Annotated in this window: 27 protein-coding genes and 3 tRNA genes; 20 read left to right on the top strand and 10 right to left on the bottom strand. The window is 70.4% G+C overall.

Annotated features, from left to right (window positions below; genetic code table 11):
• The first annotated feature begins 36 nt into the window (after window positions 1-36).
• Both CJ226_RS08645 and CJ226_RS08650 read left to right on the top strand, forming a co-directional pair.
• A complete protein-coding gene (locus tag CJ226_RS08645) occupies window positions 37-759 on the top strand; it encodes a FadR/GntR family transcriptional regulator (RefSeq protein ID WP_102208914.1) in 723 nt (240 codons plus the stop codon).
• A gap of 10 nt (window positions 760-769) precedes the next feature.
• Window positions 770-2,047 (top strand): alpha-hydroxy acid oxidase, encoded by a 1,278-nt coding sequence (locus CJ226_RS08650; RefSeq protein WP_102208915.1) that lies wholly within the window; start codon window positions 770-772, stop codon window positions 2,045-2,047.
• A gap of 85 nt (window positions 2,048-2,132) precedes the next feature.
• On the opposite strand, the gene CJ226_RS08655 is transcribed toward CJ226_RS08650, so the two are convergent.
• The 5 genes from CJ226_RS08655 to CJ226_RS08675 form a co-directional block, all read right to left on the bottom strand.
• Window positions 2,133-2,900 carry an HAD-IIB family hydrolase gene (locus tag CJ226_RS08655; protein ID WP_102208916.1) on the bottom strand — a complete coding sequence of 256 codons (768 nt, stop codon included), beginning with the start codon at window positions 2,898-2,900 and terminating at the stop codon, window positions 2,133-2,135.
• Entirely contained in the window at window positions 2,897-3,373 is a 477-nt protein-coding gene (locus tag CJ226_RS08660) for a VanZ family protein (protein ID WP_062636215.1), read from the bottom strand. Before CJ226_RS08660 ends, CJ226_RS08655 begins: the two co-directional genes overlap by 4 nt.
• Window positions 3,374-3,441: 68 nt before the next feature.
• Window positions 3,442-3,518, bottom strand: a tRNA-Pro gene (locus CJ226_RS08665).
• A 121-nt stretch (window positions 3,519-3,639) separates the two neighbouring features.
• The gene (locus CJ226_RS08670) at window positions 3,640-4,581 is read right to left on the bottom strand and encodes a metallophosphoesterase (protein WP_102208917.1); all 942 of its coding nucleotides are present in this window, start codon (window positions 4,579-4,581) and stop codon (window positions 3,640-3,642) included.
• Window positions 4,572-7,130, bottom strand: coding sequence for a transglycosylase domain-containing protein (locus CJ226_RS08675; RefSeq protein WP_062636219.1), 2,559 nt, complete (start codon window positions 7,128-7,130; stop codon window positions 4,572-4,574). The genes CJ226_RS08670 and CJ226_RS08675 overlap by 10 nt, the downstream gene beginning before the upstream one ends.
• Window positions 7,131-7,219: 89 nt before the next feature.
• Between CJ226_RS08675 and CJ226_RS08680 the strand changes: the two genes are divergently transcribed.
• A complete protein-coding gene (locus CJ226_RS08680; protein ID WP_025104267.1) occupies window positions 7,220-7,444 on the top strand; it encodes a hypothetical protein in 225 nt (74 codons plus the stop codon).
• Window positions 7,441-7,899, top strand: coding sequence for a RidA family protein (locus tag CJ226_RS08685; protein ID WP_025104268.1), 459 nt, complete (start codon window positions 7,441-7,443; stop codon window positions 7,897-7,899). The genes CJ226_RS08680 and CJ226_RS08685 overlap by 4 nt, the downstream gene beginning before the upstream one ends.
• Before the next feature lie 98 nt (window positions 7,900-7,997).
• Here the strand turns inward: CJ226_RS08685 and acs are convergent, their stop codons facing one another.
• A complete protein-coding gene (acs, locus tag CJ226_RS08690; RefSeq protein ID WP_062636222.1) occupies window positions 7,998-9,965 on the bottom strand; it encodes an acetate--CoA ligase in 1,968 nt (655 codons plus the stop codon).
• A gap of 398 nt (window positions 9,966-10,363) precedes the next feature.
• Here acs and CJ226_RS08695 point away from each other — a divergent pair, with 398 nt between their 5' ends.
• The 12 genes from CJ226_RS08695 to CJ226_RS08750 all read left to right on the top strand — a co-directional run bounded on the left by CJ226_RS08695 (window position 10,364) and on the right by CJ226_RS08750 (window position 20,913).
• The gene (locus CJ226_RS08695; RefSeq protein WP_102208918.1) at window positions 10,364-11,368 is read left to right on the top strand and encodes a TadA family conjugal transfer-associated ATPase; all 1,005 of its coding nucleotides are present in this window, start codon (window positions 10,364-10,366) and stop codon (window positions 11,366-11,368) included.
• The gene (locus CJ226_RS08700; protein WP_102208919.1) at window positions 11,362-12,261 is read left to right on the top strand and encodes a type II secretion system F family protein; all 900 of its coding nucleotides are present in this window, start codon (window positions 11,362-11,364) and stop codon (window positions 12,259-12,261) included. Before CJ226_RS08695 ends, CJ226_RS08700 begins: the two co-directional genes overlap by 7 nt.
• Window positions 12,262-12,298: 37 nt before the next feature.
• A complete protein-coding gene (locus CJ226_RS08705) occupies window positions 12,299-12,499 on the top strand; it encodes a DUF4244 domain-containing protein (protein ID WP_025104272.1) in 201 nt (66 codons plus the stop codon).
• Entirely contained in the window at window positions 12,496-12,876 is a 381-nt protein-coding gene (locus CJ226_RS08710) for a TadE family type IV pilus minor pilin (protein WP_062636257.1), read from the top strand. The genes CJ226_RS08705 and CJ226_RS08710 overlap by 4 nt, the downstream gene beginning before the upstream one ends.
• On the top strand, window positions 12,876-13,205 hold the full coding sequence (locus CJ226_RS08715; protein WP_025104274.1) for an Rv3654c family TadE-like protein: 330 nt from the start codon (window positions 12,876-12,878) through the stop codon (window positions 13,203-13,205). Before CJ226_RS08710 ends, CJ226_RS08715 begins: the two co-directional genes overlap by 1 nt.
• Before the next feature lie 78 nt (window positions 13,206-13,283).
• Window positions 13,284-16,160: a type I DNA topoisomerase gene (topA, locus tag CJ226_RS08720; protein ID WP_102208920.1), complete on the top strand. Its 2,877-nt coding sequence runs from the start codon at window positions 13,284-13,286 to the stop codon at window positions 16,158-16,160.
• Window positions 16,157-16,786, top strand: coding sequence for a dTMP kinase (tmk, locus tag CJ226_RS08725; RefSeq protein WP_025104276.1), 630 nt, complete (start codon window positions 16,157-16,159; stop codon window positions 16,784-16,786). The genes topA and tmk overlap by 4 nt, the downstream gene beginning before the upstream one ends.
• Before the next feature lie 87 nt (window positions 16,787-16,873).
• Window positions 16,874-18,031, top strand: a complete 1,158-nt coding sequence (locus CJ226_RS08730) for a DNA polymerase III subunit delta' (protein WP_102208921.1) — start codon at window positions 16,874-16,876, stop codon at window positions 18,029-18,031.
• Window positions 18,028-19,581, top strand: a complete 1,554-nt coding sequence (locus CJ226_RS08735) for an alpha/beta hydrolase (protein WP_102208922.1) — start codon at window positions 18,028-18,030, stop codon at window positions 19,579-19,581. Before CJ226_RS08730 ends, CJ226_RS08735 begins: the two co-directional genes overlap by 4 nt.
• 69 nt (window positions 19,582-19,650) lie before the next feature.
• Window positions 19,651-19,723: transfer RNA gene (locus CJ226_RS08740), tRNA-Thr, on the top strand.
• A gap of 78 nt (window positions 19,724-19,801) precedes the next feature.
• Entirely contained in the window at window positions 19,802-20,383 is a 582-nt protein-coding gene (locus tag CJ226_RS08745; protein WP_102208923.1) for an isochorismatase family protein, read from the top strand.
• Window positions 20,380-20,913 carry a DUF1697 domain-containing protein gene (locus CJ226_RS08750; RefSeq protein WP_102208924.1) on the top strand — a complete coding sequence of 178 codons (534 nt, stop codon included), beginning with the start codon at window positions 20,380-20,382 and terminating at the stop codon, window positions 20,911-20,913. The genes CJ226_RS08745 and CJ226_RS08750 overlap by 4 nt, the downstream gene beginning before the upstream one ends.
• On the opposite strand, the gene CJ226_RS08755 is transcribed toward CJ226_RS08750, so the two are convergent.
• Window positions 20,894-21,112, bottom strand: a complete 219-nt coding sequence (locus CJ226_RS08755) for a hypothetical protein (protein WP_062636265.1) — start codon at window positions 21,110-21,112, stop codon at window positions 20,894-20,896. The two genes, CJ226_RS08750 and CJ226_RS08755, sit on opposite strands and share 20 nt — an antisense overlap.
• Before the next feature lie 25 nt (window positions 21,113-21,137).
• On the opposite strand from CJ226_RS08755, the gene CJ226_RS08760 reads away from it, so the two are divergent.
• Window positions 21,138-21,656 carry a CGNR zinc finger domain-containing protein gene (locus CJ226_RS08760; protein WP_062636267.1) on the top strand — a complete coding sequence of 173 codons (519 nt, stop codon included), beginning with the start codon at window positions 21,138-21,140 and terminating at the stop codon, window positions 21,654-21,656.
• Window positions 21,657-21,658: 2 nt separating this feature from the next.
• Here the strand turns inward: CJ226_RS08760 and CJ226_RS08765 are convergent, their stop codons facing one another.
• The 3 genes from CJ226_RS08765 to CJ226_RS08775 all read right to left on the bottom strand — a co-directional run bounded on the left by CJ226_RS08765 (window position 21,659) and on the right by CJ226_RS08775 (window position 23,236).
• On the bottom strand, window positions 21,659-22,204 hold the full coding sequence (locus CJ226_RS08765) for a type 1 glutamine amidotransferase domain-containing protein (protein WP_102208925.1): 546 nt from the start codon (window positions 22,202-22,204) through the stop codon (window positions 21,659-21,661).
• A 164-nt stretch (window positions 22,205-22,368) separates the two neighbouring features.
• Window positions 22,369-22,441: transfer RNA gene (locus CJ226_RS08770), tRNA-Lys, on the bottom strand.
• Between the two features lie 135 nt (window positions 22,442-22,576).
• On the bottom strand, window positions 22,577-23,236 hold the full coding sequence (locus CJ226_RS08775; protein ID WP_062636269.1) for a fasciclin domain-containing protein: 660 nt from the start codon (window positions 23,234-23,236) through the stop codon (window positions 22,577-22,579).
• A 167-nt stretch (window positions 23,237-23,403) separates the two neighbouring features.
• Between CJ226_RS08775 and CJ226_RS08780 the strand changes: the two genes are divergently transcribed.
• Genes CJ226_RS08780 through CJ226_RS08790 form a run of 3 tightly spaced genes read left to right on the top strand, consistent with a single transcriptional unit; the run spans window position 23,404 to window position 26,526 of the window.
• A complete protein-coding gene (locus CJ226_RS08780) occupies window positions 23,404-25,116 on the top strand; it encodes a cytochrome c biogenesis protein DipZ (RefSeq protein WP_102208926.1) in 1,713 nt (570 codons plus the stop codon).
• Window positions 25,117-25,147: 31 nt separating this feature from the next.
• Window positions 25,148-25,750, top strand: coding sequence for an ECF RNA polymerase sigma factor SigK (gene sigK / locus CJ226_RS08785; RefSeq protein WP_025104287.1), 603 nt, complete (start codon window positions 25,148-25,150; stop codon window positions 25,748-25,750).
• Window positions 25,747-26,526 (top strand): anti-sigma factor domain-containing protein, encoded by a 780-nt coding sequence (locus tag CJ226_RS08790; RefSeq protein WP_102208927.1) that lies wholly within the window; start codon window positions 25,747-25,749, stop codon window positions 26,524-26,526. Before sigK ends, CJ226_RS08790 begins: the two co-directional genes overlap by 4 nt.
• Window positions 26,527-26,552: the final 26 nt, after the last annotated feature.

Raw genomic sequence — 26,552 nt, forward strand, 5'->3', positions numbered from 1 at the left:
CACGCGCTAACCTGTGGTCTGACCACAGGAGGCGAGATGACGGAGCAGCCGGTTCGTGCATGGCGACTCGTGCTCGAGCACATCGAGCGTGACCTGCTCGACGGTCGTCTCGGCCCGGGGGACCGGCTGCCGTCCGAACGGGACCTCGCGAGCGACCTCGGCGTCGGGCGGTCGAGTGTGCGAGAGGCGTTCCGCGTGCTCGAGGTGCTCGGCCTCATCCGTACCGCAACCGGCTCCGGGCCGCAGGCGGGCGCCATCGTGATCGCCACCCCCACCGGCGGGATGTCCGCGCTCCTGCGGCTCCAGGTGGCCGCGCAAGGCTTCCCGCTCGATGACGTCGTCCGCACGCGACTCGTGCTCGAGGACGCGGTCGTGGAGGCGATGGCAGGCGCCACCCAGCGCGACACCGTCCGGGCGCACGAGCTGCTCACCGCCATGGACGACGGCGCCCTCACTCCGGCCGAGTTCCTGGCCCTCGACGCGCAGCTGCACCTCTCCCTCGCGGAGGGCAGCGGCAACACCGTCATCGCGGCGATGATGGCGGGCCTCCGCTCCGCCATCGAGTCGTACGTGCTCGCGGGCGCGGCGACCGTCGACGACTGGGATCGCATGGCCGACCGCCTCCGGTCCGAGCACCGTGCACTGGTCGCGGCGATCGACGCGGGCGAGGTCGACACCGCCCGACGCCTGGTCCGCGCCCACATCACCGGCTACTACACCGCCGCGGGCCTCACCCGCACCGTCCCCCCGCAGAACTGAGAGGCAGAACATGGTCCAGCGCCAGCTCCCCAACCCCGCCGAGCTGTTGGAGCTCATGAAGTTCAAGAAGCCCGAGCTCGACGGGCGCAAGCGCCGCCTCGACGCCGCGCTCACCATCGACGATCTGCGCACGATCGCCAAGCGCCGCACGCCCAAGGCTGCCTTCGACTACACCGACGGCGCCGCCGAGGGCGAGCTGTCGCTGAGCCGGGCCCGCCAGGCGTTCCAGGACGTGGAGTTCCACCCCGGTATCCTCAAGCCGGCGCCGGACGTCGACACGGCCGTCGACATCCTCGGCGGTCCGTCCGCGCTCCCGTTCGGCATCGCGCCGACCGGCTTCACCCGGCTCATGCAGACCGAGGGCGAGGTCGCGGGTGCCGGAGCCGCGGCCGCTGCGGGCATCCCGTTCACGCTGTCCACCCTCGGGACCACCTCGATCGAGGACGTCAAGGCGGCGACAGTCCGGGAGCCGCAGGGCCCCGTGCCCGGTCGGAACTGGTTCCAGCTCTACGTCATGCGCGACCGCGAGATCTCGTACGAGCTCGCCCGCCGCGCCGCCGCCGCGGGCTTCGACACCCTGCAGTTCACCGTCGACACCCCGGTCGCCGGTGCCCGTCTCCGCGACAAGCGCAACGGCTTCAGCATCCCGCCGCAGCTCACCCTCGGCACGATCATCAACGCCATCCCGCGGCCCTGGTGGTGGTTCGACTTCCTGACCACGCCGAAGCTGGAGTTCGCGTCGCTGAGCACGACCGGCGGAACCGTGGGCGAGCTCCTCGACGCGGCGATGGACCCGACGATCAGCTACGACGACCTCGCCGTCATCCGCGACATCTGGCCCGGCAAGATCGTCATCAAGGGCGTGCAGAACATCGAGGACTCCGTGCGCCTGCGGGACGCGGGCGTCGACGGCATCGTGCTGTCGAACCACGGCGGGCGCCAGCTCGACCGCGCCCCGATCCCGTTCCACCTCCTGCCCGAGGTCCGGCGTGCGGTCGGCGACGACTTCACGGTCATGATCGACACCGGCATCATGAACGGCGCCGACATCGTGGCATCCGTCGCGCTCGGCGCCGACTTCACGCTGATCGGCCGCGCGTACCTCTACGGCCTCATGGCGGGAGGTCGTCAGGGCGTCGACCGTACCATCGCCATCCTCCGCGGTGAGATCGAGCGCACGATGCGGCTGCTGGGCGTGGCCTCGCTCGCGGAGCTCGAGCCCGGACACGTGACCCAGCTCACGCGTCTGGTGCCCGTCTCCCGCGCGGCCGGCGTCGAGGTGCGCTGACCCCTCTGCACGACCAGACCACGCCTGCACGACGGATTCGATCCTCCGGTCGTGCAGGCGGGTCGAGGTCGTGCGAACGTGCGCGTCAGACCCGGGTGGAGAGGGTCGGCAGGAGCGCCTCGAGGCGAGCCGCCGTGTCCTCCCAGCCCTCGACGGCGACCGACGGCACGCCCAGCGCGAGGACGGGGTAGTCGTTGCCGCCCTCGTCGAGACGGTCGCCGTAGAACAGCATCGCCGTGAGCTCGATCCCGGTGTGGGTGGCGAGCTGCTGCATGCCGAACGCCTTGTCGATGCCGGCGCGGGTGATGTCGATGGAGGTCGAGCCGCCGGAGCGCACCTCGAGGCCCGGCAGCCGCGCGGCGACGGCATCGCGCAGGGCGCCGCGCTTCGCGCCGGTCGGATCCCAGGCGTGCTTCGCGTCACGCGGTGCCTGCTGACCGAGGGCCGAGAACGTGATCTGCGAGCCGCGGTCCTCGAGGATCTCGCCCCAGGGCTCGGTCTCCCAGAGCCCGAGGCGCTCCGCCTCCTCGCGAAGCGCGGTCAGGGCGGCGGTCTTCTCCTCGTCGCTCAGGTCATGGGCATACACGGCCACGAAATCGCTGCCGTCATGCCGCAGGTATCGCGTGCCGCACGTCGGGAGCAGGTGCAGGCGGGCGAGCGCCTCCGGGTCGGCGTCCGCGAGCTGCGCGACGACCTGCGTGCGGAACTGCGCCTCGTTGCCCCCGGAGATGATGGCGACGTCGACGGACCGGAGCAGCTCGGTCAGGAGCGCGGCGATCCGCGGGTCGATCGTGCCCTTGGACGGCGCGAGCGTGTCATCGAGGTCGAAGGCGACGAGAGAGGGCGATGTCATGATGCCTCCACTGTAGGTGTTCGCGGCCGGGAGGAGGGTGTGGTGGCGAGCAGCGTGCAGAACACCGCGAGGACGATGCCGATCGTCGCCCCGGTGGAGTTGGCCAGTACGTCGCTCACGGTCGCGGCGCGGTGGGGGAGGGCCAGGTACTGCGCCGTCTCGATCGCAAGCGAGAGGGTCGGGCCCACGAGCAGCGACAGCGGCCAGAGCCGACGGGGCAGCAGCAGGAACGCGAGGATGCCGACGGGCACGAAGACGACGACGTTCGCGAGGATCTCGAGGCGCGTGAAGTCGAGGCCCGTCCAGCCGATGCGGTGGAGCGCGCTGAGGACGAGGTCAATCACGGAGGGCATCGTCTGCTCCACTCGCGCGGGCGTGAGCGTCAGGAAGGCGATGACGGCGAGGAACGGAAGCCCGAGAGCGAGCGCCCAGACGCGTGTCGAACGGCGCGGCGGCGGCAGGAGCCTCCCCATGCGTTCCCCTCTCGCACGACATCCCGATACAGAGAAGGCCGCCCCTGCGGGCGGCCTTCTCGTGTCACTGGTCGGGGTGACAGGATTTGAACCTGCGACCTCTTCGTCCCGAACGAAGCGCGCTACCAAGCTGCGCCACACCCCGTTTTGCAACCCTCCGAGTCTACAGCGAAATGCCTCCAGCACCGAATCGAGCACGCACATCCGCGTGGCGCGCCGTGCGGGAGCCGTCGGCACGGGGATCCGTACCCGTATCTTCGGCCTGCTCAGGCGCGCGGTGTCAGGGTGAGCAACGTCGCCTCGGGGCGGCACGCGAAGCGCACGGGGGCGTAGATCGAGTGTCCGCAGCCGGCGCTCACGTTCAGCGGCGCCGAACGCCCGTCGTGCGTCCAGGTACTCAGCCCTTTGGCCTGCTTGAGGGGGATGTCGCAGTTGGCGACCAGCGCGCCGTACCCCGGCAGGCATACCTGGCCCCCGTGCGTGTGTCCGCCGAGGATCGCGTCCGCGCCGAGGTCGACGAAGCCGTTGAGCACCCGCTGATAGGGGGCGTGCGTCACCCCCAGCACGGGAGCACCGTCCGGGCGAGGGCCGAGGGCGGCCAGGGCGTCGGGGAGCAGATCCAGGCGATCCCAGTCGCGATGCGCGTCGTTCACGCCGAACAGATCGACGGACGCTCCGCGGACGGTCAGCCGCGCCGCGGTGTTGTTCAGATCGGTCCAGCCGAGCTCGTCCATGAAGTAGTCGTCCATCGCGGCGGTGTCGAGCAGCGCCGGCTGTCGGATCTTCCGAGACGGGCCCGCGAAGTAGCGCAGCGGATTGCGCGGCGTGGGCACGTTGACGTCGTTGGACCCGTGCACGAACACACCGGGGATGCCCGCCAGGGGAGCGAAGGCGCGCCGGATTCCCTGCAGCCCGTCCTCATGACCGAGATTGTCGCCGGTGTTGACGATGAGGTCGGGCTGAAGCTCGGCGAGCGAGGCGAGCCAGTCCTGCTTCCGATGCTGCCACGGCGCCATGTGCGCGTCGGAGAGGTGCAGGATCCGCAGCGGCGCCGCCTCGGCGGGAAGGGCCTCAGCCGTCACCTCCCGCACGGTGAACAGGTAGCGCTCGATCCCGATGCCCCACACCGCGGCGGCCGCACCGACGGCCCCCACCGCGCCGAGCGCGATGAGGGCCGGGTGTGCCGCGCGATATCCGTCTAGTTGCACGTCACTCTGACCGGTGTGGACTTCGTGGCCGCAGAGTTCGCCGCCGGGTCTGTGGCCGTCACGGTCGCTCCCTCCGCGTTGCACGAGCCGGCGCGTTCGACCGTGGTGAAGCCGGCTGCGATGAGTGCGGCATTCGCCGCCGTCGGCGACTGTCCGGTGACATCGGGAACCGTCACCCCGTTCCCGTTGCTCGGCGAGATCGTGATCGTGGAGCCCGCCGCGGCCTGCCCGGACGGATCCTGCGCCGCGATGATGTTCGTCGGCTTGTCGCTGTCGACGGGCTGACCCACCGACGCCGTGAACCCGGCGCGCTCGAGGGTAGCGGTGGCCTCTTCGATCGTCTGCCCGATCACGCTCGGCACCGAGACCTGCACCTGACGGATGAGGTTGTTGTCCGGCCGCGGGAAGTCGTCTCCACCGTACGCCTGGTTGGCGGCGCGCTGCGCCGCCTTCGCCAGCGGATAACGGACCTCGTTCAGACGATGGTTACCCGTCCAGACGTTGAAGACGTTGTCGTGGTTTCCGTTGGAGCGACCCGCCCAGACCGCAGTGGCGACCTTGGTGCTGGACTCGATCATCATGGTCGACCACAGGTCGTGCGTTCCGGTCTTGCCGATCAGCGGGGTGCCGTCGAACGGGTTGGCCACCGCGCCGGTGCCGCCCGACGTCATGACGCCCTGCAGAGCATAGGCCGCGGTCGCCGCGACCTCCTCCGCGAGCACGCCTTCGGTGCAGGAGGCCTTGGGAAGCTCGCGCTCCTTGCCCTCGGCGTCGATCACCTTGTCGATCGCGCGCGGCGTGCAGTACGTCCCGCCACTCGCCACGGTCGCATAGGCGTTGGCCATCGCGATCGGAGAGATGTTCTTCGGGCCGAGCACGTCGTAGGGGACGTTCTCCTCCGTGACCTTCTCGCCGCTGGCGAGCGTCACTCCCATCTTGTCCGCCACCTCGTTGATGTCGCAGACGTCGAGCTTGGACGCCATGGCGAAATAGCCGCTGTTGAGAGACTGGGCCGTGAACGTCATGGGAGTGCCCGGGTACCCGCGGCTGCGCCCGAAGTTGCCGATCTCCGCGGTGTTCGTCACCTGCGGGCTGCCGCACACCGGGATCTTCAGGTTCGTCTGCACGGTGCCGTTCAGGTTCTCCCGCACGGAGTGCCCCTTCTCGAGCCAGTCGATGAGGGTGAACAGCTTGTAGGTAGAGCCCACCTGGAAGCCGCCGGACTTGCCGTACTTCTGGTCGCCGGCGAAGACGAGGGAGGAATACGCCTGGTCGGTGGTGGGCGTCTCGGAGAACATCGTGTTCTGCGTGATGGAGAGGATTCGGCCGGTGCCGACTTCGATCGAGACCCCGGCGGCACCGAAGTACTTGTTGTCGAAGTTCGCGGGGACGATGTCGGCCATCGCCTCGGCTGCCGGGTCCTGCACACGGAAGTCCAGCGACGTGTAGATCTTCAGGCCGCCGCGGCGGAGCAGGTCACGACGCTCCTGGATGTCCGCGCCGAAGGCCTCATCGTTCTCGACGATGGACTTCACGTACTGGCAGAAGTACGCGTTGCGTCCCGCTGCCGCGCAGCCCTGGACGGGCACGGTGATGGCCGGCTCGATCGCCGATGCCATGGCCTCGTCGTGCTGCGCCTGCGTGATCTTCTTGTCGTCCAGCATGCGCCCGAGAACGTAGTCGCGCCGGTCCTTGGCGTCCTTGTAGCCGTCGGCGGCGGAGTTGTGCGACACACCGTCCTGCGTGTACGTGCCCTCCGGCTTGTCGATCCGATAGGTGTTGGGGTTCTGCACGATGCCGGCGAGGGTCGCGGCCTGCGCGACCGTGAGGTTCGCGGCCGTCGTGGAGAAGTAGTACCGGGCGGCGGCCTCGATGCCGTAGACGGTGCCGCCGAAGTTCGCGATGTTCAGGTAGCCGAGCAGGATGTCGTTCTTCGAGTAGTCCTTCTCGATCTGGATGGCGTAGCGCATCTCCTGGAGCTTGCGCTCGATGCCATCCACCCCGGACGCGTTCGTCGCGTCCTGCCAGCACTGCTGCAGCTCGTCCGAGTACGTGTCGGAGGCCGTGTCGACGTCCTGCTCGCACTGCTGGATGCGGACGTTCTTCACGAACTGCTGGCTGATGGTCGACGCCCCGCGGCTGGACGTGCCGCGCACGTTGTCGACGAGCGCCTTGACGGTCGCACCGAGGTTGACCCCGCCGTGTGTGTAGAAGTTCTTGTCCTCGCTGGAGAGGATCGCGTCGTAGAGGATCGGCGAGACTTCCTCGTACTTCACCGGGACGCGGTTCTGCTCGTAGAACGATGCCAGCACGACCGGCTGGCCCTCCGGGTTCGTGGCGTAGATCGTCGACTGCTCCATGGGAGTGTCGACCTTCAGCACCTCGGGCAGCTCATCGAAGATCGTCAGCGCCGTGGTGCCGGCGACGCCGGTCATCGCGAGGACGGGGGTGACGCTGGCGGTGACCAGCAGACCGGCGATGGCGCTCAGTCCGACGAGCCCGACGAGACCGCCGAGCACGCCCTTCACCGTGCGGTTCTTTTGGGGCATACGCTTGATCGTAGGGGAGTTCCCTGAATACCGGCTTTGACGAGCGCGGCCCGGTCTGCCCTGGACGCGCCCTGATCGACAGGAGTGCCATGACCACGTGGGAGTACCTCACCACGCCGCTGCTGATCCACAACACCGCGGCCATCCTCAACAACTGGGGCAAGCAGGGCTGGGAGCTCGTCCAGGTGGTGCAGGGCCCCGAAGGCGGTCTGGTCGCCTACTTCAAGCGCCCCGTGACCACGGACGGCTCGACCAACGCCGGTCTCGCCGCCGCCGCCGAGGCCTCGCGCCAGTTCGAGGGAGGCCAGGCATGAGCATCGCCGCCCGCCTCTCCGAGCTCGGCATCGAGCTGCCCGCCGTCGCCGCTCCGGTCGCCGCCTACGTGCCGGCCGTCGTGCACGGCGGCCTCGTCTACACGTCGGGCCAGCTCCCGTTCGTCGACGGCGCCCTCCCCGCGACGGGCAAGGTCGGCGCGGAGGTGTCCGCCGAAGACGCGAAGGCCTACGCGCGGACGTGCGCTCTGAACGCGCTGGCCGCTGCCGCCGACGTCGCGGGCGGTGTCGACCGCATCGCCGGGGTGGTCCGCGTCGGCGGGTTCGTCGGCTCGGCGGAGGGCTTCACCGGACAGCCCGGCGTCATCAACGGCGCGAGCGAGGTGCTCGGCGAGATCTTCGGCGAGGAGGGCCGGCACGCGCGTGCCGCCGTCGGCGTCGCGGAGCTCCCGCTCGGCAGCCCCGTCGAGGTCGAGGTCACGTTCCGCCTCGCGTAGTTCCCGCGCCCGGCTCGCCGAGACCCCGGGCACACGACGAGACCCCCTGCTGCAGACGTCTGCAGCAGGGGGTCTCGACGTGAACCCGGGGTCTCGCGTTACTTGACCTGGGCGGAGATGATGCTCATCACGGCGGTGTCCGCGAGCGTCGTCGTGTCGCCGACCTCGCGACCCTCGGCCACGTCGCGGAGCAGTCGCCGCATGATCTTCCCGGAGCGGGTCTTCGGCAGCTCGCCGACGATGTAGACGTCACGCGGACGGGCGATCGCGCCGATCTGCTCGCCCACCCAGAGTCGCAGCTGCTGCGCGAGTCCCGCCGGGTCGTGCGCGGAGAGGTAGCTCTCCTTGATGATCACGAACGCGACGACCGCCTGACCCGTGGTCTCGTCCGAGGCGCCGACGACGGCGGCCTCCGCGGTGGCCTCGTGCGCGACGAGGGAGGACTCGATCTCCGCGGTCGACAACCGGTGACCCGAGACGTTCATCACGTCGTCGACGCGTCCGAGCAGCCAGAGGTCGCCGTCCTCGTCGAGCCGCGCGCCGTCGCCGGCGAAGTAGTAGCCCTGCTTCTCGAACTTCTCCCAGTACGTCTCGCGGAAGCGCTCCGGGTCGCCCCAGATGCCGCGCAGCATGCTCGGCCAGGGTTCGGTGATCACGAGGAGCCCGCCGTTGCCGTTGCCGACCTCGACGCCCTGCTCGTCCACCACGTCGATCGAGATGCCGGGCAGCGGCACCTGGGCGGAGCCGGGCTTCGTCGCGGTGATGCCGGGGAGTGCCGACACCATGATCGCGCCGGTCTCGGTCTGCCACCACGTGTCGACGATAGGCGTCGTGCCCGCGCCGATGACCTCGCGGTACCACATCCACGCCTCGGGGTTGATGGGCTCGCCCACCGAGCCGAGCACGCGCAGCGAGGACAGGTCGAACTTCTGCGGGACGCTGCGACCGATCTTCATGAACGAGCGGATCGCGGTCGGCGCCGTGTAGAAGATCGAGACCTTGTACTTCTCGATGAGCTCCCACCAGCGGCCGGGGTGCGGGGTGTCCGGGGTGCCTTCGTAGAGCACCTGGGTCGCGCCGTTCGCGAGCGGGCCGTAGGTGACGTAGCTGTGTCCGGTGATCCAGCCGATGTCGGCGGTGCACCAGTAGACGTCGGTCTCCGGCTTCAGGTCGAAGACGTTCTTGTGCGAGTACGCCGCCTGGGTGAGGTAGCCGCCGGAGGTGTGCAGGATCCCCTTCGGCTTCCCCGTCGTGCCCGAGGTGTACAGGATGAAGAGGGGGTTCTCGGCGGGGAACGCCTGCGCCGTGTGGTCGGCCGAGGCCGCGGGGACGACGTCGTGCCACCAGAGGTCGCGGCCCTCCGTCCACTCCACCTCGTTCTCGCCGCGCTTGACCACGAGCACGTGCTCGACGGTCTGCTGCTCGCCCTCGCCGCGGTCGGCCAGCGCCTGGTCCACCGCGGGCTTCAGCGCGGAGACGCGGCCCTTGCGGTAGCCGCCGTCCGCGGTGATGACGAGCTTGGCGCCGGCGTCGTCGATCCGGGAACGCAGGCTGTCCGCGCTGAACCCGCCGAAGACGACCGAGTGGATGGCACCCACGCGCGCCACCGCGAGCATGGCGGCGATCGCCTCGGGGATCATCGGCAGATAGATCGCGACGCGGTCGCCCTGCCCGATGCCGAGCCCCTCGAGCACGTTCGCGACGCGCTTGACCTCGTCCGTCAGCTCGGCGTAGGTGATGCGGCGGCTGTCGCCGGGCTCGCCCTCCCAGAAGAGCGCGACGCGGTCGCCGTTGCCGGCCTCGACGTGGCGGTCGAGGCAGTTGTAGGCCACGTTGAGCTCGCCGTCGTCGAACCACTTGGCGAAGGGCGGGTTGCTCCAGTCGAGGACCTGGGTGAAGGGCTTGTGCCAGTGCACGAGCTCGCGCGACTGATCGGCCCAGAAGCCCTCGCGATCCGCAGCGGCGCGCTCGTAGAGCTCTTTCGAGGCGACGGATCGGGCGGCGAACTCCTCCGACGGCGCGAAGCGCCGGGTCTCGTCGAGAAGGTGATCGATCTGACTGCTCATCGGCAGGCGCTCCTTTGCGGCGTTCGGGTCGTGCAGGCATGGCCGCAGGGGGAGTGCGACCAGGTCAGGGTGAATCTATCCCCGCCCTCCACCGTCGAATACTGCCGAAAGTCGGTAGTCGGGTGGGTTTTGTGAGGACGGTCGCCTTGCGTACACTCGACGGCAGCCGAAATCTCATTCCGGCCTTGGCGTGCCCGATTCCCCCGATCGAGAGCCGCCGTGGGCGGCATCTCATTCCCCCCGTGAGATGCCGCCCTTTCTCATGGGAGCGTTCCCGTCCGCGCTCGCTCGCGATCGGCTCCTCCACAGCGGAAGACGGTGCCGGCTTGTGCACACGCGCCGCGGGAGCGCGGGCACCGCGCGGTCGAGGCCGGCGTCCTGCGGCCTACCGTCGCCGTATGCCTGACCGATTCGTCATCCAGCCGCGCTCGTCCGAGACGCACGCGGCGCCACGCTCGCCGCAGGAGGCTCTCCGGACCGAGCCGGCTTTCGCCCCGCTCGCGCCGTTCCTCGACGACGAGGTCACGGACGTGTTCCTGAACGGCGCGGATGCGCTGTTCGTGGACAGGGGGAGGGGCGCGGTACGTGTGCCGGACTGGCGGGCGACGGAGCGGGAGGTCCGGGAGCTCGCCGTGGCGCTCGTCGCGATCGGCGGGCGACACCTCGACGATCAGACGCCGTGCGTCGACGTCCGCCTCGGGTCCGGGGTCCGGGTGCACGCCGCGCTGGCTCCGGTGTCGGCGCGAGGCACAGCCGTGTCGATCCGCGTCCCTCGCGTGCATGCCGCCGACCTCGATGCGCTCGCAGCGCGCGGAGCGTTCGATCCGCGGCAGCGGCGATGGCTCGGCGCGCTCGTCCGCGACCGGGCCAACCTCCTCCTCACCGGGGGCACGGGCTCCGGCAAGACGACGCTGCTGTCGGCCCTGCTGTCGGAGGTCCCGCCCGAGGAGCGCATCGTCACGATCGAAGACGTCGCGGAGCTGCGGCCCGGACACCCGCACCATGTCGCTCTGGAGGCCCGGCAGGCCAACCTCGAAGGCGCCGGTGAGATCGATCTGGCACGGCTGGTACGGGAGTCCCTACGCATGCGGCCCGACCGCCTCGTGGTGGGCGAATGCCGAGGAGTGGAGGTGCGGGAGCTGCTCACCGCGCTCAACACCGGGCACGACGGCGGCGCCGGCACTCTGCACGCCAGTGGCCTGGCCGACGTCCCCGCGCGGTTGGAGGCTCTGGGAGCGCTTGCCGGCATGGACGCGGTGGCCCTCGCGCGTCAGGCGGTGAGTGCCTTCACCATCGTGCTGCACCTGGAGCGGGCTCGGGATGGCGTCCGACGCATCGCGAAGGCCGGCCGTCTCGCGCTCGAGGGCGACCGTCTGACGGTCGAGGAGGTCGAGCCGTGGTGACGCTCCGGGCGGCGCGTCCGGTGCCGGATGCCGGTCCGCACGTCGCCGATTCCGTCCAGACGCTCGCCGTGCTCCTGCAGGCCGGGGCCATCCCCCTGGTCGCTTGGCGGCACCTCGCGGGCACGGGAGACCCCGCCGCGACGGCGGTGCTCGAACGAACGCGCGAGGGCATGCCGCTGGTCTCCGCGATCGAGGCGCAGGGCGGCATGTGGACGGAGCTGGCGGCGGCCTGGGATGTCGCCACGACGGTGGGAGCGCCGCTGGCCGACGTGCTCCGCACCATCGCCGAGGCGCTGCGCGATGCCGCGTCGGCGGCCGACGATGTCCGAGTGGCTCTCGCCGAGCCTGCGGGGACGGCGCGCCTGCTGCTGTGGATGCCGCTGGCGGGTCTGCTGCTCGGCGTCGCGCTGGGATTCGACACCCTGGGCGCCGCTCTCGGCACTCCTCTCGGGGCCGGGTGCGTCGTCGCGGGGCTGCTGCTGGTCGCGGCCGCTCGGCTCTGGACACGGTGGCTGCTGCGCCGAGCTCGCCCAGCGCCGGGCACGCCGGGCATGGCCGCGGAACTCGTCGCGGTGGCGCTCGCCGGCGGCGCACCGATCGACCGCGCGGTCGCGCTCGTCACCGAGACCGGCGTCGTCGACCCCGCCGAGCGCGACCGCGTCGGCCAGGTGCTCGAGCTCTCCCGCGCGGCCGGCGTCCCCGCCGTGGAGCTGCTCCGCGCGGCGGCGGCGCAGGACCGGCATCGCGCCAGGGTCCAGGGGCGTCTCCGCGCTGCGCGCCTCTCCACGCGCCTGCTGCTTCCGCTCGGCGTCTGCACGCTGCCGGCGTTCCTCCTGCTCGGTGTGGCGCCCCTCCTGCTCAGTGTGCTCGCCTCCACGCCGCTGCCGACCTGACCCTTCCGTGATCACCGACAAAGAAAGAGGTACGAAGATGAACGACACGCTCCCCACCCTGGACCGGCGCCGCGCCAGGGCCCTCTTCGGAGACGACACCGGCGCAGCGACCGCCGAATACGCCATCACCACCATGGCCGCGGTCGCCTTCGCCGGTCTGCTCGTGGCGATCATGCGCTCGGACGAGGTGCGGGGCATCCTCACCGGTCTCGTCCGTCGAGCCCTGACCGTGTCATGACGCACGGCGGACACGACACTCGCGCGACCGCGGCCCCGTCGTGGTGGCGGGGCGACCGCGGTGCCGTCGCGGCAGAGCTCGCCCTGGCACTACCGGCCATCGTGCTGGTGCTGCTGCTGGGGGCGGGAGCTCTCCTGGCGGCGTCGCGGCAGGTCGCGCTGCAGGATGCTGCCGCCGACGCCGCCCGGCTGCTCGGCCGTGGCGAGGACGCGGCGGCGGCTGCCCGGGTCGTCCACGAGGCGATCCCGGGCGCCGGTGCCGCCTTCGCCCCTGCCGGCGACCTCGTGTGCGCCACGGCGACGCTCCGGTTCTCCCTCGGAGCGGTCATCAGCGTCCCGCTGCGCGCCTCGAGCTGCGCCCTGGACGGGGGCCGCTGATGGCCGGGTCGGCGCTCGCAGCCGCGCTCCTCGTGGTGAGCGCCACGCTGTCCGTCGGTCTTGCGGCCGTGGGCGGTGCGGCGGTCACGGCACAGCGTGCGGCGGGCGCCGCCGACGCCGCCGCGCTCGCCGCCGCCGATGCCGCGAGCGGCGCGGTGCCGACGGCGGACGAGCCCTGCGCGTTGGCCGCCAGGGTCGCCGCGGCGAGCGGGGCGGCCCTGACGAGCTGTTCGCTGGAAGGGTATGTGGCGACCGTGTCGGTGGAGGCGGCGTACGCTGGACTCGCTGCCGTCTCCCGCGCTCGTGCCGGGCCACCCGAGGAACCATGACGGCGGCTCTACCCCTCGCCCGCTGTGAACGACCCCTGATAGCGGTGTGTATGGTGTGCTTCGAAGAAAGGACGCCCCTTGGCTGAAGGCAAGAAGCTCGTCATCGTCGAGTCCCCGACGAAGATGCGGTCTATTCAGGGATACCTCGGCGACGGTTACGAGGTGCTCAGCTCCGTCGGCCACATCCGCGATCTCGCCGACAAGAAGGACATCCCGGCCGAGGACAAGAAGGCGTACGGCAAGTACTCCATCGACATCGACAATGGCTTCGACCCCTACTACGTGGTGTCGGACCGCAAGACCAAGACGGTCGCCGAGCTCAAGCGCGCGCTCAAGCACGCCGACGAGGTCCTGCTCGCCACTGATGAGGACCGCGAGGGCGAGGCCATCGCCTGGCACCTGCTGGAGACGCTCAAGCCCAAGGTGCCGGTCAAGCGCATGGTCTTCCACGAGATCACCAAGGATGCGATCCAGGCCGCTGTCGGCAACACCCGTGAACTCGACCACGCCCTCGTCGATGCGCAGGAGACCCGCCGCATCCTCGACCGCCTCTACGGCTGGGACGTCTCGCCGGTGCTCTGGTACAAGGTCAAGACGGGGATCTCGGCCGGCCGCGTGCAGTCCGCCGCGACCCGTCTGATCGTCGACCGCGAGCGCGAGCGCATGGCCTTCGTCTCCGCGGAGTACTGGGACGTCGACGCCGACGCGGCCGCGACCGGCACGTCCTTCCGCATCCGCCTGGTGCGCGTGGACGGCGGCCAGCTCGCCCGCGGCTCCGACTTCGACGACACCGGGAAGCTCAAGAAGGCGGTCGTGGTCCTCGACGAGGCGAAGGCGGCGGCCCTTGCGCGCGCCGTCGACGCCGCAGGGGCGGGAACCGTCACCAAGGTCGAGGCCAAGCCGGGAACCCGCAGCCCCTACGCACCCTTCACGACCTCCACCATGCAGCAGGAGGCGGGCCGCAAGCTCTCGATGAGCGCGAAGCAGGCGATGAGCGTCGCCCAGCGCCTCTACGAGAAGGGGTACATCACCTATATGCGTACCGACTCCACGGCGCTGAGCTCCCAGGCGGTGCAGGCGGCCCGGAGTCAGGCCGTGGCTCTCTACGGCGACAACGCGGTGCCGCTCAAGCCGCGCGTCTACAAGTCGAAGAGCAAGAACGCCCAGGAGGCGCACGAGGCGATCCGCCCCTCGGGGGAGAACTTCCGCACGCCGTCCTCGCTGTCCGGCGAGCTCGACCGCGAGGAGCAGCGGCTGTACGACCTGATCTGGAAGCGCACCGTCGCGAGCCAGATGTCGGACGCCAAATACGAGACGACGACCGTCACCATCGCGGTCGAGGCGGACGGCCAGACGGCGGAGTTCACCGCCTCCGGTACGGTCTACACGTTCAAGGGGTTCCTCGAGGCGTACGAGGAGGGTCGCGACGAGAAGCGCAGCGACGCCGACGCCGCGGAGAACCAGTCCCTGCCCGCCGTCTCCGTCGGCGACGAGCTGGCCGTGTCCGCCGCCGAGGCGAAGGGTCACCGCACCACGCCGAAGCCGCGCTACACCGAGGCCTCGCTGGTGAAGGTGCTCGAGGAGAAGGGCATCGGCCGTCCCTCGACCTTCGCCACGATCCCGGAGACCATCCTCGATCGCGGGTACGCGGTCAAGCGCGGCCAGGCACTCGTGCCGACGTGGCTCGCGTTCAGCGTGGTGCGCCTGCTCGAGGAGCACTTCGCCGAGCTCGTCGACTACGACTTCACCGCGGCGCTGGAGGACGACCTCGACACCATCGCCCGCGGCGAGCAGAACCGTGTGGAATGGCTGAAGTCGTTCTACTTCGGGTCCGACTCGCACGTGGGTCTGCGCCAGGTCGTCGACAACCTCGGCGAGATCGATGCCCGCGCGCTGAACTCGACGCGGATCACCGACACCGCGACGCTGCGCTTCGGCAAGTACGGCCCCTACCTCGAGGTGACGGACCCGAAGGATCCGGAGGCCAAGCCGCGCATCGTCAACGTCCCCGAAGACCTCGCGCCCGACGAGCTCACGGCGGAGAAGGCCCAGGAGCTCATCGACGCGCCGGTCGCCGGCGATCGTGTCCTCGGGGTGAACCCGGAGAACGGCAAGGTCGTCGTCGTCAAGGACGGCCGCTTCGGCCCCTACGTGCAGGAGAACGATCCGGTCTCCGACGACGCCGTCGTCGACGAGGCCACCGGCGAGGTCGTCGACCTTCGGCAGGCTCAGGCACCCAGCGCGAAGGGGAAGCGCGGCGCGAAGAAGGAAGCGGCGCCCAAGCCCCGCACCGCCTCGCTGTTCCGCTCGATGTCGGTCGACACGATCGACCTCGACACCGCGCTGCAGCTGTTGAGCCTGCCGCGCGTGGTCGGCGTCGACCCGGAGTCGGGCGACGAGATCACCGCGCAGAACGGCCGCTTCGGTCCCTACCTGAAGAAGGGTGCCGACTCCCGGTCGCTGGAGAGCGAGTCGCAGATCTTCGACGTCACGCTGGAACAGGCGCTGGAGATCTACCAGCAGCCCAAGTACGGCGCCCGCCGGGCGTCGAGCGCGCTGGCGGAGTTCGACGCCGACCCGGTGAGCGGCAAGCCCATCCGTGTGCGCGATGGCCGCTTCGGACCGTACGTCACCGACGGTGAGACGAACGTCACCATCCCGCGCGGACAGACCCCGGACGACATCACGTTCGAGATCGCCGTGCAGATGCTCGCGGACAAGCGCGCCAAGGGTCCGGCGCCCAAGCGGGGAGCGGCGAAGAAGGCTCCGGCCAAGAAGGCTCCCGCGAAGAAGGCGCCCGCCAAGAAGACGCCGGCGAAGGCCTCCACGGCGAAGAAGTCCACGGCGGCGAAGACGTCGGCCACGTCGGCAGCCCGCTCGGCGGCGGCCAAGAAGGCGGCGGCGACCCGGGCCGCGAACGCGGCGGCGAAGGCGGCAGAGAAGGCGGACTCGTGACCGCAGGCCCCGGCCTCTGGATCACGCTGGAGGGCGGGGACGGCTCCGGGAAGACGACCCAGTCGAACCTCCTCGCCACGTGGCTCGAGCAGAGCGGTCGGACGGTCGTGCGCACCCGGGAGCCGGGCGGCTCCGAGGTCGGACAGCTCATCCGCGACATCGTGCTCCACCACCGCGGCGACATCGCGCCGCGCGCGGAGGCGCTGCTCTACGCCGCCGACCGCGCGCACCACGTCGCGACGGTGGTGCGTCCCGCGCTCGCCCGCGGCGAGATCGTGCTGCAGGACCGCTACCTCGACTCCTCGGTGGCGTATCAGGGCGCCGGACGCGTCCTCGACGCCACGGAGATCCGCGACCTGTCGCTGTGGGCCGCGGAGGGTGCTCTTCCGGATCTCACCGTGCTCCTCGATCTCGATCCGGCCACGGCGCGCACGCGCCTCGACTCGGCGGACAAGCCGTTCGATCGGCTGGAGGCCGAGAAGGAGGCCTTCCACGCCCGCGTGCGCGACGCCTACCTCGAACTGGCCCGTGCGGAGCCTGCCCGGTTCCTCGTGATCGACGCCGCGGCGTCGCCCGAGCGCATCGCCGACCGCATCCGCGCCCGCGTCTCGGCGCTCTTCGACTGATCCTCCACAGAGAGGGCTTCGTCCGACGGGACGCACGGTCCGTCAGCGGGTGGTGGGAGCGTCGGCGGTCCCGATTAGGCTGAGTGCATGCCCTCGACCCTCGCCCCGCCGTTTCCCTGGGCCGATGTCTGGGGGCAGGAGGCCGCCGTCGAGACGTTGCGCGCCGCCTCGGCCGATCCGGCCGCGCTCTCGCACGCCTGGTTGATCACGGGCCCTCCGGGATCCGGACGCTCGACGCTCGCCTATGCCTTCGCCGCGGCGCTCATCGCAGACGGGCCGGACGACGAGGCCACGATGCGCCAGGTCCTCGCCGGCGCCCACCCCGATGTGACGGCGCTGCGCACCGACAAGGTGATCATCACCATCGCCGAGGCGCGCGCTCTCGTCGAGCGCTCCTACTTCGCCCCGTCCGCCGGCCGCTATCGGGTCATCGTCGTCGAAGACGCCGACCGGATGGTGGAGCGCACCTCGAACGTGCTGCTCAAGGCGCTGGAGGAGCCGCCGGAGCAGACCGTCTGGATCCTCTGCGCGCCGAGTGAGGCCGACCTCCTCCCGACCATCCGGTCACGCGTGCGGTCGCTCCGACTCCGCGAACCCGACGTGGCGGACGTGTCCCGCCTCATCAGCCTCCGCACGGGGGTGGACGAGGCCGTCGCCGAGCAGGCCGCCCGACACGCGCAGCGCCACATCGGCATGGCCCAGCGACTCGCCACCGACGACGCCGCCCGGCGACGCCGCGACGAGACGCTCCGCGCCGTGATGGGCGTGCGCGGGGTCAACGACGCGGTCGAGGTCGCCGGGCGCATCATCCAGGCGGCGACGGAAGACGCCAAGGCACTCACGGCCGAGCGGGATGCGGCGGAACGTGCCGCGCTCCTGCGCACCGTCGGGGTCGCCGAGGGGCAGGCCGTGCCTCCGGCGCTGCGGGCCCAGGTGTCCGCGCTGGAGGACGAACAGAAGAAGCGGGCGACGCGGAGTCTGCGGGACGGCATCGACCGCGTCCTCACGGATCTGCAGTCGCTCTTCCGCGATGTCGTGATGCTGCAGTACGGCCGCGGTGACGATCTCATCAATCGCGAGCTGCACGCCGAGCTGGCCGCCCTCGCCGCCGCCTGGAGCGTCGAGCGTACGCTCGTCGTGCTCGACCACCTGGCCGAGACCCGAGAGGCGCTGGAGCGCAACGTCGCCCCGCTGCTCGCACTCGAGAGTTTGCTCGTGACCGTCACGAGCGGGAGGAAACCGTGAAGACTCGATCCCTGCCCCGCCTCCGTCGCTCCGCGGCGCTCATCGCCGGTCTGGCCGCCGCCTCGGTCGTGCTCTCCGGGTGCCTCTACGCCATGATCCCGGAGCAGTCCTCGAAGCCGGCCGTGGAGAAGACCCCGGACACCGAGGGTGTCGCGGAAAATCTGCTTCCCTTCTACTCCCAGGAGCTGGACTGGACCGAGTGCGGTCCGGGCTTCGATTGCACGACCGTCACCGCGCCGCTCGACTGGGAAGACCCGGGAGCGGGAGAGATCGAGCTCGCCGTCGTGCGGCATCGCGCCGAGGGCGAGGCGATCGGCTCGCTGCTCACGAACCCCGGTGGCCCCGGTTCCAGCGGCGTCGACCTCATCCAGGGAAGCCTCGACTACGCGGTGGGTCCGGCGCTCATCGAGAACTACGACGTCATCGGCTTCGACCCGCGCGGGGTCGGCGCCTCCACCGCCGTCACCTGCTACGACGCGAAGGAGATGGACGAGTACCTCTACGGCATCCCCTCCGCGCCGCGGGGCACCCCGGAGTGGGAGACCGAGCTGCTCGATTCCGCGCGCGGCTTCGGAGAGGCGTGCGACGCCAATAGCGGGGGCATCCTCCCGTACATCACGACGGTGAACGCCGCCCGCGACATGGATCTCCTCCGCGCCGTCCTGGGCGACAAGGAGCTCAACTACCTCGGGTACTCGTACGGCACGTTCCTCGGGGCGACCTACGCCAAGCTCTACCCGGAGAAGGCCGGGCGGCTCGTGCTCGACGGGGCGATCGATCCCTCCGTCCCCGGTCTCGAGGTCGGTGCCACGCAGGCGCTCGGCTTCGAGTCGGCCCTGCGGGCCTACATGCAGAACTGCCTCGACTCCGGCTCGTGCCCCTTCAGCGGGACGGTCGACGAGGCGATGGCCGATCTCGGCGCCCTGCTCGCGAGTGCGGACCGCACGCCGTTGAAGAACGGTGACGGCCGGTTCATGGGCGCCGACGCCCTGATGACGGCGATCATCGCGGCGCTGTACTCGGAGGACAGTTGGGAGATCCTCACCCAGGCCCTGGACGAGGCGCTGCAGGGTGACCCGTCGACGGCCTTCCGCCTCGCCGACTTCTACAACGGCCGGGAGAACGGCACCTACATCGACAACTCGACCGAGGCCTTCCGCGCGTACAACTGTATGGACTACCCGGTCGAGGACGACCCTGCGGCCGAGGCGGCCACGGAGAAGAAGATCGCGGAGGGGGCGCCGACCATCGCTCCGTACTGGTCGGGCCCCGACCCGTGCGAGGTGTGGCCGTATCCGCCCACCGGCACCCGCGAGAAGATCACGGCGGAAGGCGCGGGTCCCATCGTCGTCGTCGGTACCACCAACGATCCGGCGACCCCGTACGAGTGGTCGGAGTCGCTCGCCGACCAGCTCTCCGAGGGCGTCCTCATCACCCGCGTGGGGGAGGGCCACACCGGTTACAACAAGGGCAACGTCTGCGTCGACGAGGCGGTGGAGGCCTTCCTCCTCGACGACGTGGTGCCGGAAGACGGCCTGCGTTGCGAGTGAGAGAGCCTCGATTCGCGAGCGAGCGCGAGACAGGGTAATATCGGTGATCGCGCCGCTCACGCGTCGCACGCCGCTTTAGCTCAGTCGGCAGAGCATTTCACTCGTAATGAAAAGGTCGTCAGTTCGATTCTGACAAGCGGCTCAGGAAAACCCCCGGAACCCTCGTGGTCCCGGGGGTTTCCTCGTCTCCGGGCCCGGCCGCGGGGCGTACGCTCGGAGCATGAGCAGAGCGCTTCTCATCGTCGACGTGCAGAACGACTTCACCGAGGGCGGTGCCCTCGCGGTTCCGGGCGGTGATGCGGTGGCCGCCGCCGTCTCCGCCTACCTCGCGTCCCACGCCGACGACTACGAGGTCGTCGTGGCCTCCCGGGACTGGCACGATCCCGACGGCGACAACGGCGGCCACTTCTCCACGACCCCGGACTACACCGACTCCTGGCCCGTGCACTGCGTCGCCGGCACGGCCGGAGCCGACTACGACCCGCTGCTCGTGACCGACGGCGTCACCCATCACGTGCGCAAGGGGCAGGGCCGTCCGGCCTACTCGATGTTCGAGGGGGTGACCGACGACGGGGCGACGGTCGCCGCGGTACTGAGCGCGGCCGGCGTCGTGACGGCCGACGTCGTCGGCATCGCCACAGACCACTGCGTCCGTGCCTCCGCACTCGATGCGATCGCCCACGGCGTCCACGTCCGCGTCCTCACCGACCTGGTCGCCGGAGTGGCGCCCGAGCCCAGTGCCGTGGCCCTCGCCGAACTCGCGCACGCCGGTGCCGAGCTCCTCGAGAGCACGGAGGCATGAGCCGCAGCGTCCTCCTCCTCCGTGCGGTCAACCTCAGCGGACGCAACAGCGTGCCGATGGCCCGGCTGCGGGAGGTTCTCGCCGCCGCCACCGACCTGGAGGACGTCTCCACCTACATCGCCAGCGGCAACATCCTCTGCCGGACGCCGCGGGAACCCGCGGCGGCCTGCGCGACGATCCGGGCAGTCGTCGCGGAGGAGTTCGGTGTCGACACTCCGGTGATCCACCGCACGCACGCCGAGCTCGCCGAGTCCGAAGCGGCCCAGCCTTTCCCGGAGGGGGAGCTGCAGCTCGTGCACGCGATGTTTCTCGAGGGCGCTCCCGCCGCGGGCGCCCTCGAGGCGCTGCACGAGCGCCTCGTCCCGGGGGAGCGTCTCGCCCTGGTCGGACACGATCTGTGGATCGACTACGCCCCCGGCGGGGTGCACACGACGAAGCTCACGAAGGCCGTGCTCGACCGGGCGCTCGGGGTACCCGGCACGGCGCGCAACCTGCGCACCGTGCGGAAGCTCATCGCGCTGACGGCGTGACCACGGCCCGGCTCAGCGCGGTCGGCGGCATCGGGGGATGCGTGGCGAGGTCGACCCGGCGGGAGTCGCAGCCCGCGCACCGGACGTAGACGACGACGCCCTCGCTGGTGGGATGGCGCGACTCCACGAGCCAGGCGTGCTCGTGGGTGTCGGCGGCGGAGGCGAGCCGGGGGATCGGGAGGGTGTCGGAGGAGGTCATGGGACCAGCGTGATGTAATGGTCTTATGCATCTCAACCCTTACGGTGAGTACGCGGTGCTCCTCGCGGCCTCCCTCGCGAACGACTGGCCGGCCGATCGCGCGGGCATCGAGGAGCGGTCGCTCGCGCTCGGGATGACGCAGACGTTTCCGCCGGCCCCGGACGACCACGCGCAGGTGCGCGCCGTGATCGATGACTGGCTGGCCATCGTGGATGAGCCGGACCCCGATGCGCGGGCCGCCCTGCTCAACGATCAGCTCGCCACCGCGGGTGCCTATCCGCGGCTCACCAATCACGATGACGAGGGCTGGCACCTGCACTACCGGGACGACGTGCGCTCGCTGCCCTTCGTGCTGCGCGCGATCATCAACCTCGGCACGGCGCTGCACCTCGTGACCCGAGGGATGAACCGACTTGGGCGCTGCGACGCGCCGCCGTGCACCAACGTCGTCGCGGACGTGACGCGCAACGGCCGCCAGCGGTTCTGCTCCGTGAGGTGCGCGAACCGGGCGGCCGTGCGGCGCCATCGGGCGCGGGTCAGCTGAGGTCAGGCCGTCTGCCCCGCGTGCTTGCCCTCGCCGATCTCCTCGACGAGCTTGGCGTTGAACGCCGGGAGGTCATCGGGGGTGCGGCTCGACACGAGACCCTCGTCGACCACGACCTCCTCGTCCACCCAGCTCGCGCCGGCGTTGCGGAGGTCGGTCTTCAGGCTCGGGTAGCTCGTGATGGTCCGACCGTCGACGACGCCGGCCTCGATGAGGATCCAGGCGCCGTGGCAGATCACGCCCACGGGCTTGTGCTGCTCGAAGAACGCGCGGGCCAGGTCGATGGAGGCCTGATCCATGCGGAGGTGGTCGGCGTTCACCACGCCGCCCGGCAGCACGAGCGCGTCGAACTGGTCGGCGCTGGCGTCCGCGGCCTTCAGGTCGACGGCCTGTTCGTGACCGTTCTTGCCGGTGATCGCCGCTCCGTCCGGGGCGATGAGTGTGGCGCTCGCGCCCTCCGCCGTCACCGCCTCCCAGGGGCTCGTGAGCTCGCTGTCCTCGAAGCCGTCCGTCGCCAGGAATGCCACGCGGTTTCCGGTGAGAGTCATGGTCCGTCCTTTCGGTGGGAAGTCGCCCTGTTCCGGGGACTCCTCGACCCTCTCGCGGGTCGCCGGGCCTCACCAGGGGGTGGCCAGCCGTGAACGACGGTGATACAGGGCCGCCGTGCGGGGAACGGTGCGACTCCCCTCGGCGGCGACGACTGAGGATGCGGTGGGCCCCGTGGGGCTCGAACCCACGACCCGCGGATTAAAAGTCCGATGCTCTGCCAACTGAGCTAGAGGCCCGTGCTCCCAGTCTAGGGGGCGCACGACGAGGGGCCGTCGGCGCCACAGCCGCCGACGGCCCCTTCACCTGCCCCGTGTCCCTCCTGACAACAGGGGAGGCCGTGTGCCGGTCGGGTCGCCGGCACCGTCCCTGGCTTACTCAGCCGGGGGCATCAGGACCGAGTCGATGAGGTACACGGTCGCGTTCGCGGTCTGCACGCCGCCGCAGATGACGTTGGCGTCGTTGACCATCCACTCGTCACCGCTGCCGGTCACCTCGAGGTCGGCACCCTGGACGGTGGTGTGCATGCCCTCGATGTCGGACGGCTCGATCTGGCCCGGAACCACGTGGTACGTGAGGATTGAGGTCAGCAGGTCGCTGTCGGTCTTCAGCGTCTCGATGGTCGCGGGGTCGATCTTCGCGAAGGCGTCGTCGACCGGCGCGAACACGGTGAACTCGTCGCCGTTGAGCGTGTCGACGAGGTTCACGTCGGGGTTCAGCTCACCGCTCACCGCCGACACGAGCGTCGTCAGCATGGGGTTGTTCGAGGCGGCGACCGCCACCGGGTCCTGGGACATGCCCTGGATGGAACCGGCGCCGTCCGGGACCTCTTCCGCGTACGCCGCGCAGCCCGGGCCGACCAGGTTGGCCGCGGGGTCCATCTCCATCGGCGTCGACTCCGACGTCTCCGGAGTCGTCGGCTCCGACGACTCCTCCGTGCTGGTTCCGCTGCCCATGGAACATGCCGAGAGCAGGAATGCGCTCGCCAGACCCAGGGTGACTGCTGCGGTGACCTTCTTCTTGGTGCTGAACATGTCGAGCTCCTTCGAAACTCCGGCCACGGCCTCTCCGTGGCGTCGAGGGCTGTTCGGAAGCCTTCCGGAATCGGATGGGAGGAATTTCGAGATTCCCCGAGATCGGATCCGATCCAATCCGCTCCGGGGGGTCGGCGCGAACAGCACCCGACAGAGACGAGGACCTCATGGACCTGATCATCATCGGCCTGCTCGGCGGGCTCATCACCGGCATCTCGCCGTGCATCCTGCCCGTGCTCCCGGTGATCTTCCTCACCGGCGGTGCCCAGTCGGCGTCCTACGAGGGGGAGGCGGTGCCGGCGAAGCGCAGCCGCCCCTACTTCGTCATCGCCGGCCTCGTGCTGAGCTTCACGCTCGTGACGCTCGCCGGGTCGCTCCTGCTGGGCCTGCTGAACCTGCCGCAGGACATCATCCGCTGGGTCGGCATCGCCGTGCTGGTCGTCATCGGGGTGGGGCTCATCGTGCCGCGGTTCCAGCACATCCTGGAGCGGCCGTTCCAGCGCTTCGGACAGCGCGAGGTGAAGAACCGCGGCAACGGCTTCGGCGTCGGCCTCGCTCTCGGGGCCGTGTTCGTCCCCTGCGCGGGCCCGGTCCTCGCGGCCATCATCGTCGCCGGCTCCACGGGGCAGATCGGCGTGGGCACCGTGCTCCTCACCGTCTCCTTCGCGATCGGCGTCGCGGTGCCGCTGCTGGTCTTCGCACTCGCGGGTCGCAGCGTCATCGAGCGCATCCGGGCCTTCCGGACGAAGGAGCGCGCGCTGCGGATCGCCGCCGGCGTGGCGATGATCGCGCTCGCCGTGGGGCTCGTGTTCAACGTGCCGCAGGCGCTGCAGCGTCTGCTCCCGGACTACACCGCACCGCTGCAGGAGCAGATCGCCGACTCTGAGCAGGTGCAGGACGCCCTCGACCTCGGCGGCCTGGTGAACGAGGAGAACAAGGACCTCGACAAGTGCACGAACGGCGCGACCGAGCTGGAGTCCTGCGGGACGGCGCCGTCCATCAAGGGGATCCAGCAGTGGCTCAACACCCCGGACGGGGAGGCGATCGACCTGAAGGACCTGCGCGGACAGGTGGTCCTCATCGACTTCTGGGCGTACTCCTGCATCAACTGCCAGCGCTCCATCCCGCACGTCGTGGCCTGGGACGAGGCCTACCGGGACGCGGGGCTGCAGGTGATCGGCATCCACTCGCCCGAGTACGCGTTCGAGAAGGATCCGGGGAACGTCGCGGCGGGCGCGCGCGACTTCGGCATCGAGTACCCGGTCGCTCTCGACAACACCCTCTCCACCTGGACCAACTACCGCAACCGGTACTGGCCCGCGCACTACCTCATTGACGCGGAGGGGACCGTCCGCCACATCTCCTTCGGCGAGGGCAACTACGCCGCGACGGAGGCGATGATCCGGGAGCTGCTGCAGGACGCCGACCCCGACGTCGACCTCCCCGCAGCCACGCACGTGAAGGACGAGACCCCCGAGGTGGGAGCCACGACCCGGGAGACCTTCCTCGGCTCCTCGAAGGACGTCAACTACGGCGGCGGCGACGAGTACCGCCGCGGCGACGGCAGCTTCCGCTTCCCGGACGACCAGCCCAACGACAGCTTCGCGCTGGACGGCGACTGGACCGTGGACACGCAGTACGTCACGCCGACCGCTGAGGACGCGCGGATCCGGCTGCAGTATCGGGCGGCCGAGGTGCGCATGGTCGTCGCGGGGTCGGGCGAGGTGGTGGTCACCGACGCCGACGGGAACGCGCAGACGATCCGGATCGACGGGACGCCGCGCTCCTACGGCCTGCTCGAGCAGGACGACATCGAGAAGGGCACGTTCACGCTCGAGGTTCCCACCGGCGTCGAGGTGTATTCGTTCACATTCGGGTGACGTCTGCACGGGAAGAGGGAGGAGATACGGCATGCTTATGGAGATGGTCATCGATGGGATGGACGTCCCCGAGGACGGGACGGCGCCGCAGGATGCTGTCGCCGACCTCCTCGTCCGCGTCGCCTCCGGTGATCAGGCTGCCTTCGCCACGCTGTACGACTCCCTCTCCTCCCGTGTGTTCGGCCTCATCCTCCGCGTACTCGTGAACCGCGCGCAGAGCGAGGAAGTGCTGCAGGAGGTGTTCCTCGAGATCTGGCAATCCGCTTCCCGGTTCGCTCCGAACAAGGGACAGGGACGAACCTGGGTGATGACCATCGCGCATCGCCGGGCCGTGGACCGGGTGCGGGCTTCGCAGTCGAGTGCGGACCGGGACGTGCGCGCGGGCTTCAAGGACCTCGGCGTCGCGCACGACAGCGTGGCGGAACGGGTGGAGCTGGGGATCGAGGGAGAGCGGGTCGTCGCGGCGCTGTCGGGGCTTCCGGAGGCGCAGCGGGAGGCGCTCGTCCTCGCCTACTACGGCGGTTACAGTCAGAACGAGATCGCGGCGCTCGTGGGAGCACCGCTGGGCACGATCAAGACACGGATGAGAGACGGGCTGACCCGGCTCCGCACGGCGATGGGGGTGACGGCATGAACGAGAAGGACTTCGCGGAACTCGCGGCAGGTGCCGCGCTCCACACGCTCTCGGCGGACGACGAGCGCCGGTACCGCCGTGCCCTCGCCGAGCACCCGGAGTGGGCGGCGCAGGACGACACCGACACCGAGACGGCCGCTCTCCTCGCGGACGGCGCGACTCCGGTCGCCCCACCCGCCGGCATCCGTGCGGCTCTGCTCGCGCAGATCGCCCAGACTCCGCAGGGCGCCGCCGCGGACTCCGCGTCCGACTCGGGTGAGCCCGACGGACCCGCGGACGAGAGCCCTGCCTCCGGCGCCGCCTCTCCCGGCCCGGCTCGCCGCTGGACCCGGCTCGCGTTCGCGCTCGCCGCGTGCCTCGCGCTCCTCGTGGGCGTCGGGATCGGTGCAGTCGCTCTGAACGAGCAGCTGAACCGCCCGGCGAGTGTCGTCGCGCTGCAGGAGATCGAATCCGCGGGCGACGCACAGAAGGCGACGGTCGAGCTCGACGACGGCGCGACGGCGACGGCGCACTGGTCGGGCTCGGTCGGCAAGGCCGTGCTCGTCACGGACGGGCTGCCCGAGGCGGCCGACGGCAAGACCTATGAGCTGTGGTTCGTGCGCGGAGAGGATCCCATCGCCGCGGGTGTGTTCGACGTCGACGGCGGGGAGGCCACCGCGCTCCTCGAGGGCGAGATGCAGGCCGGCGACGCCATCGCGGTGACGGTCGAGCAGGAGGGCGGATCGCCGTCCGGGCTCCCCACGACCGACCCGGTGATCGTCATCCCGACGGCCTGACCGTCCGAGGCGGGGCGTACCCTGGA

This window comes from Microbacterium sp. UMB0228 (assembly GCF_002871415.1).
In the GTDB taxonomy this organism is placed as follows: Bacteria; Actinomycetota; Actinomycetes; order Actinomycetales; family Microbacteriaceae; genus Microbacterium.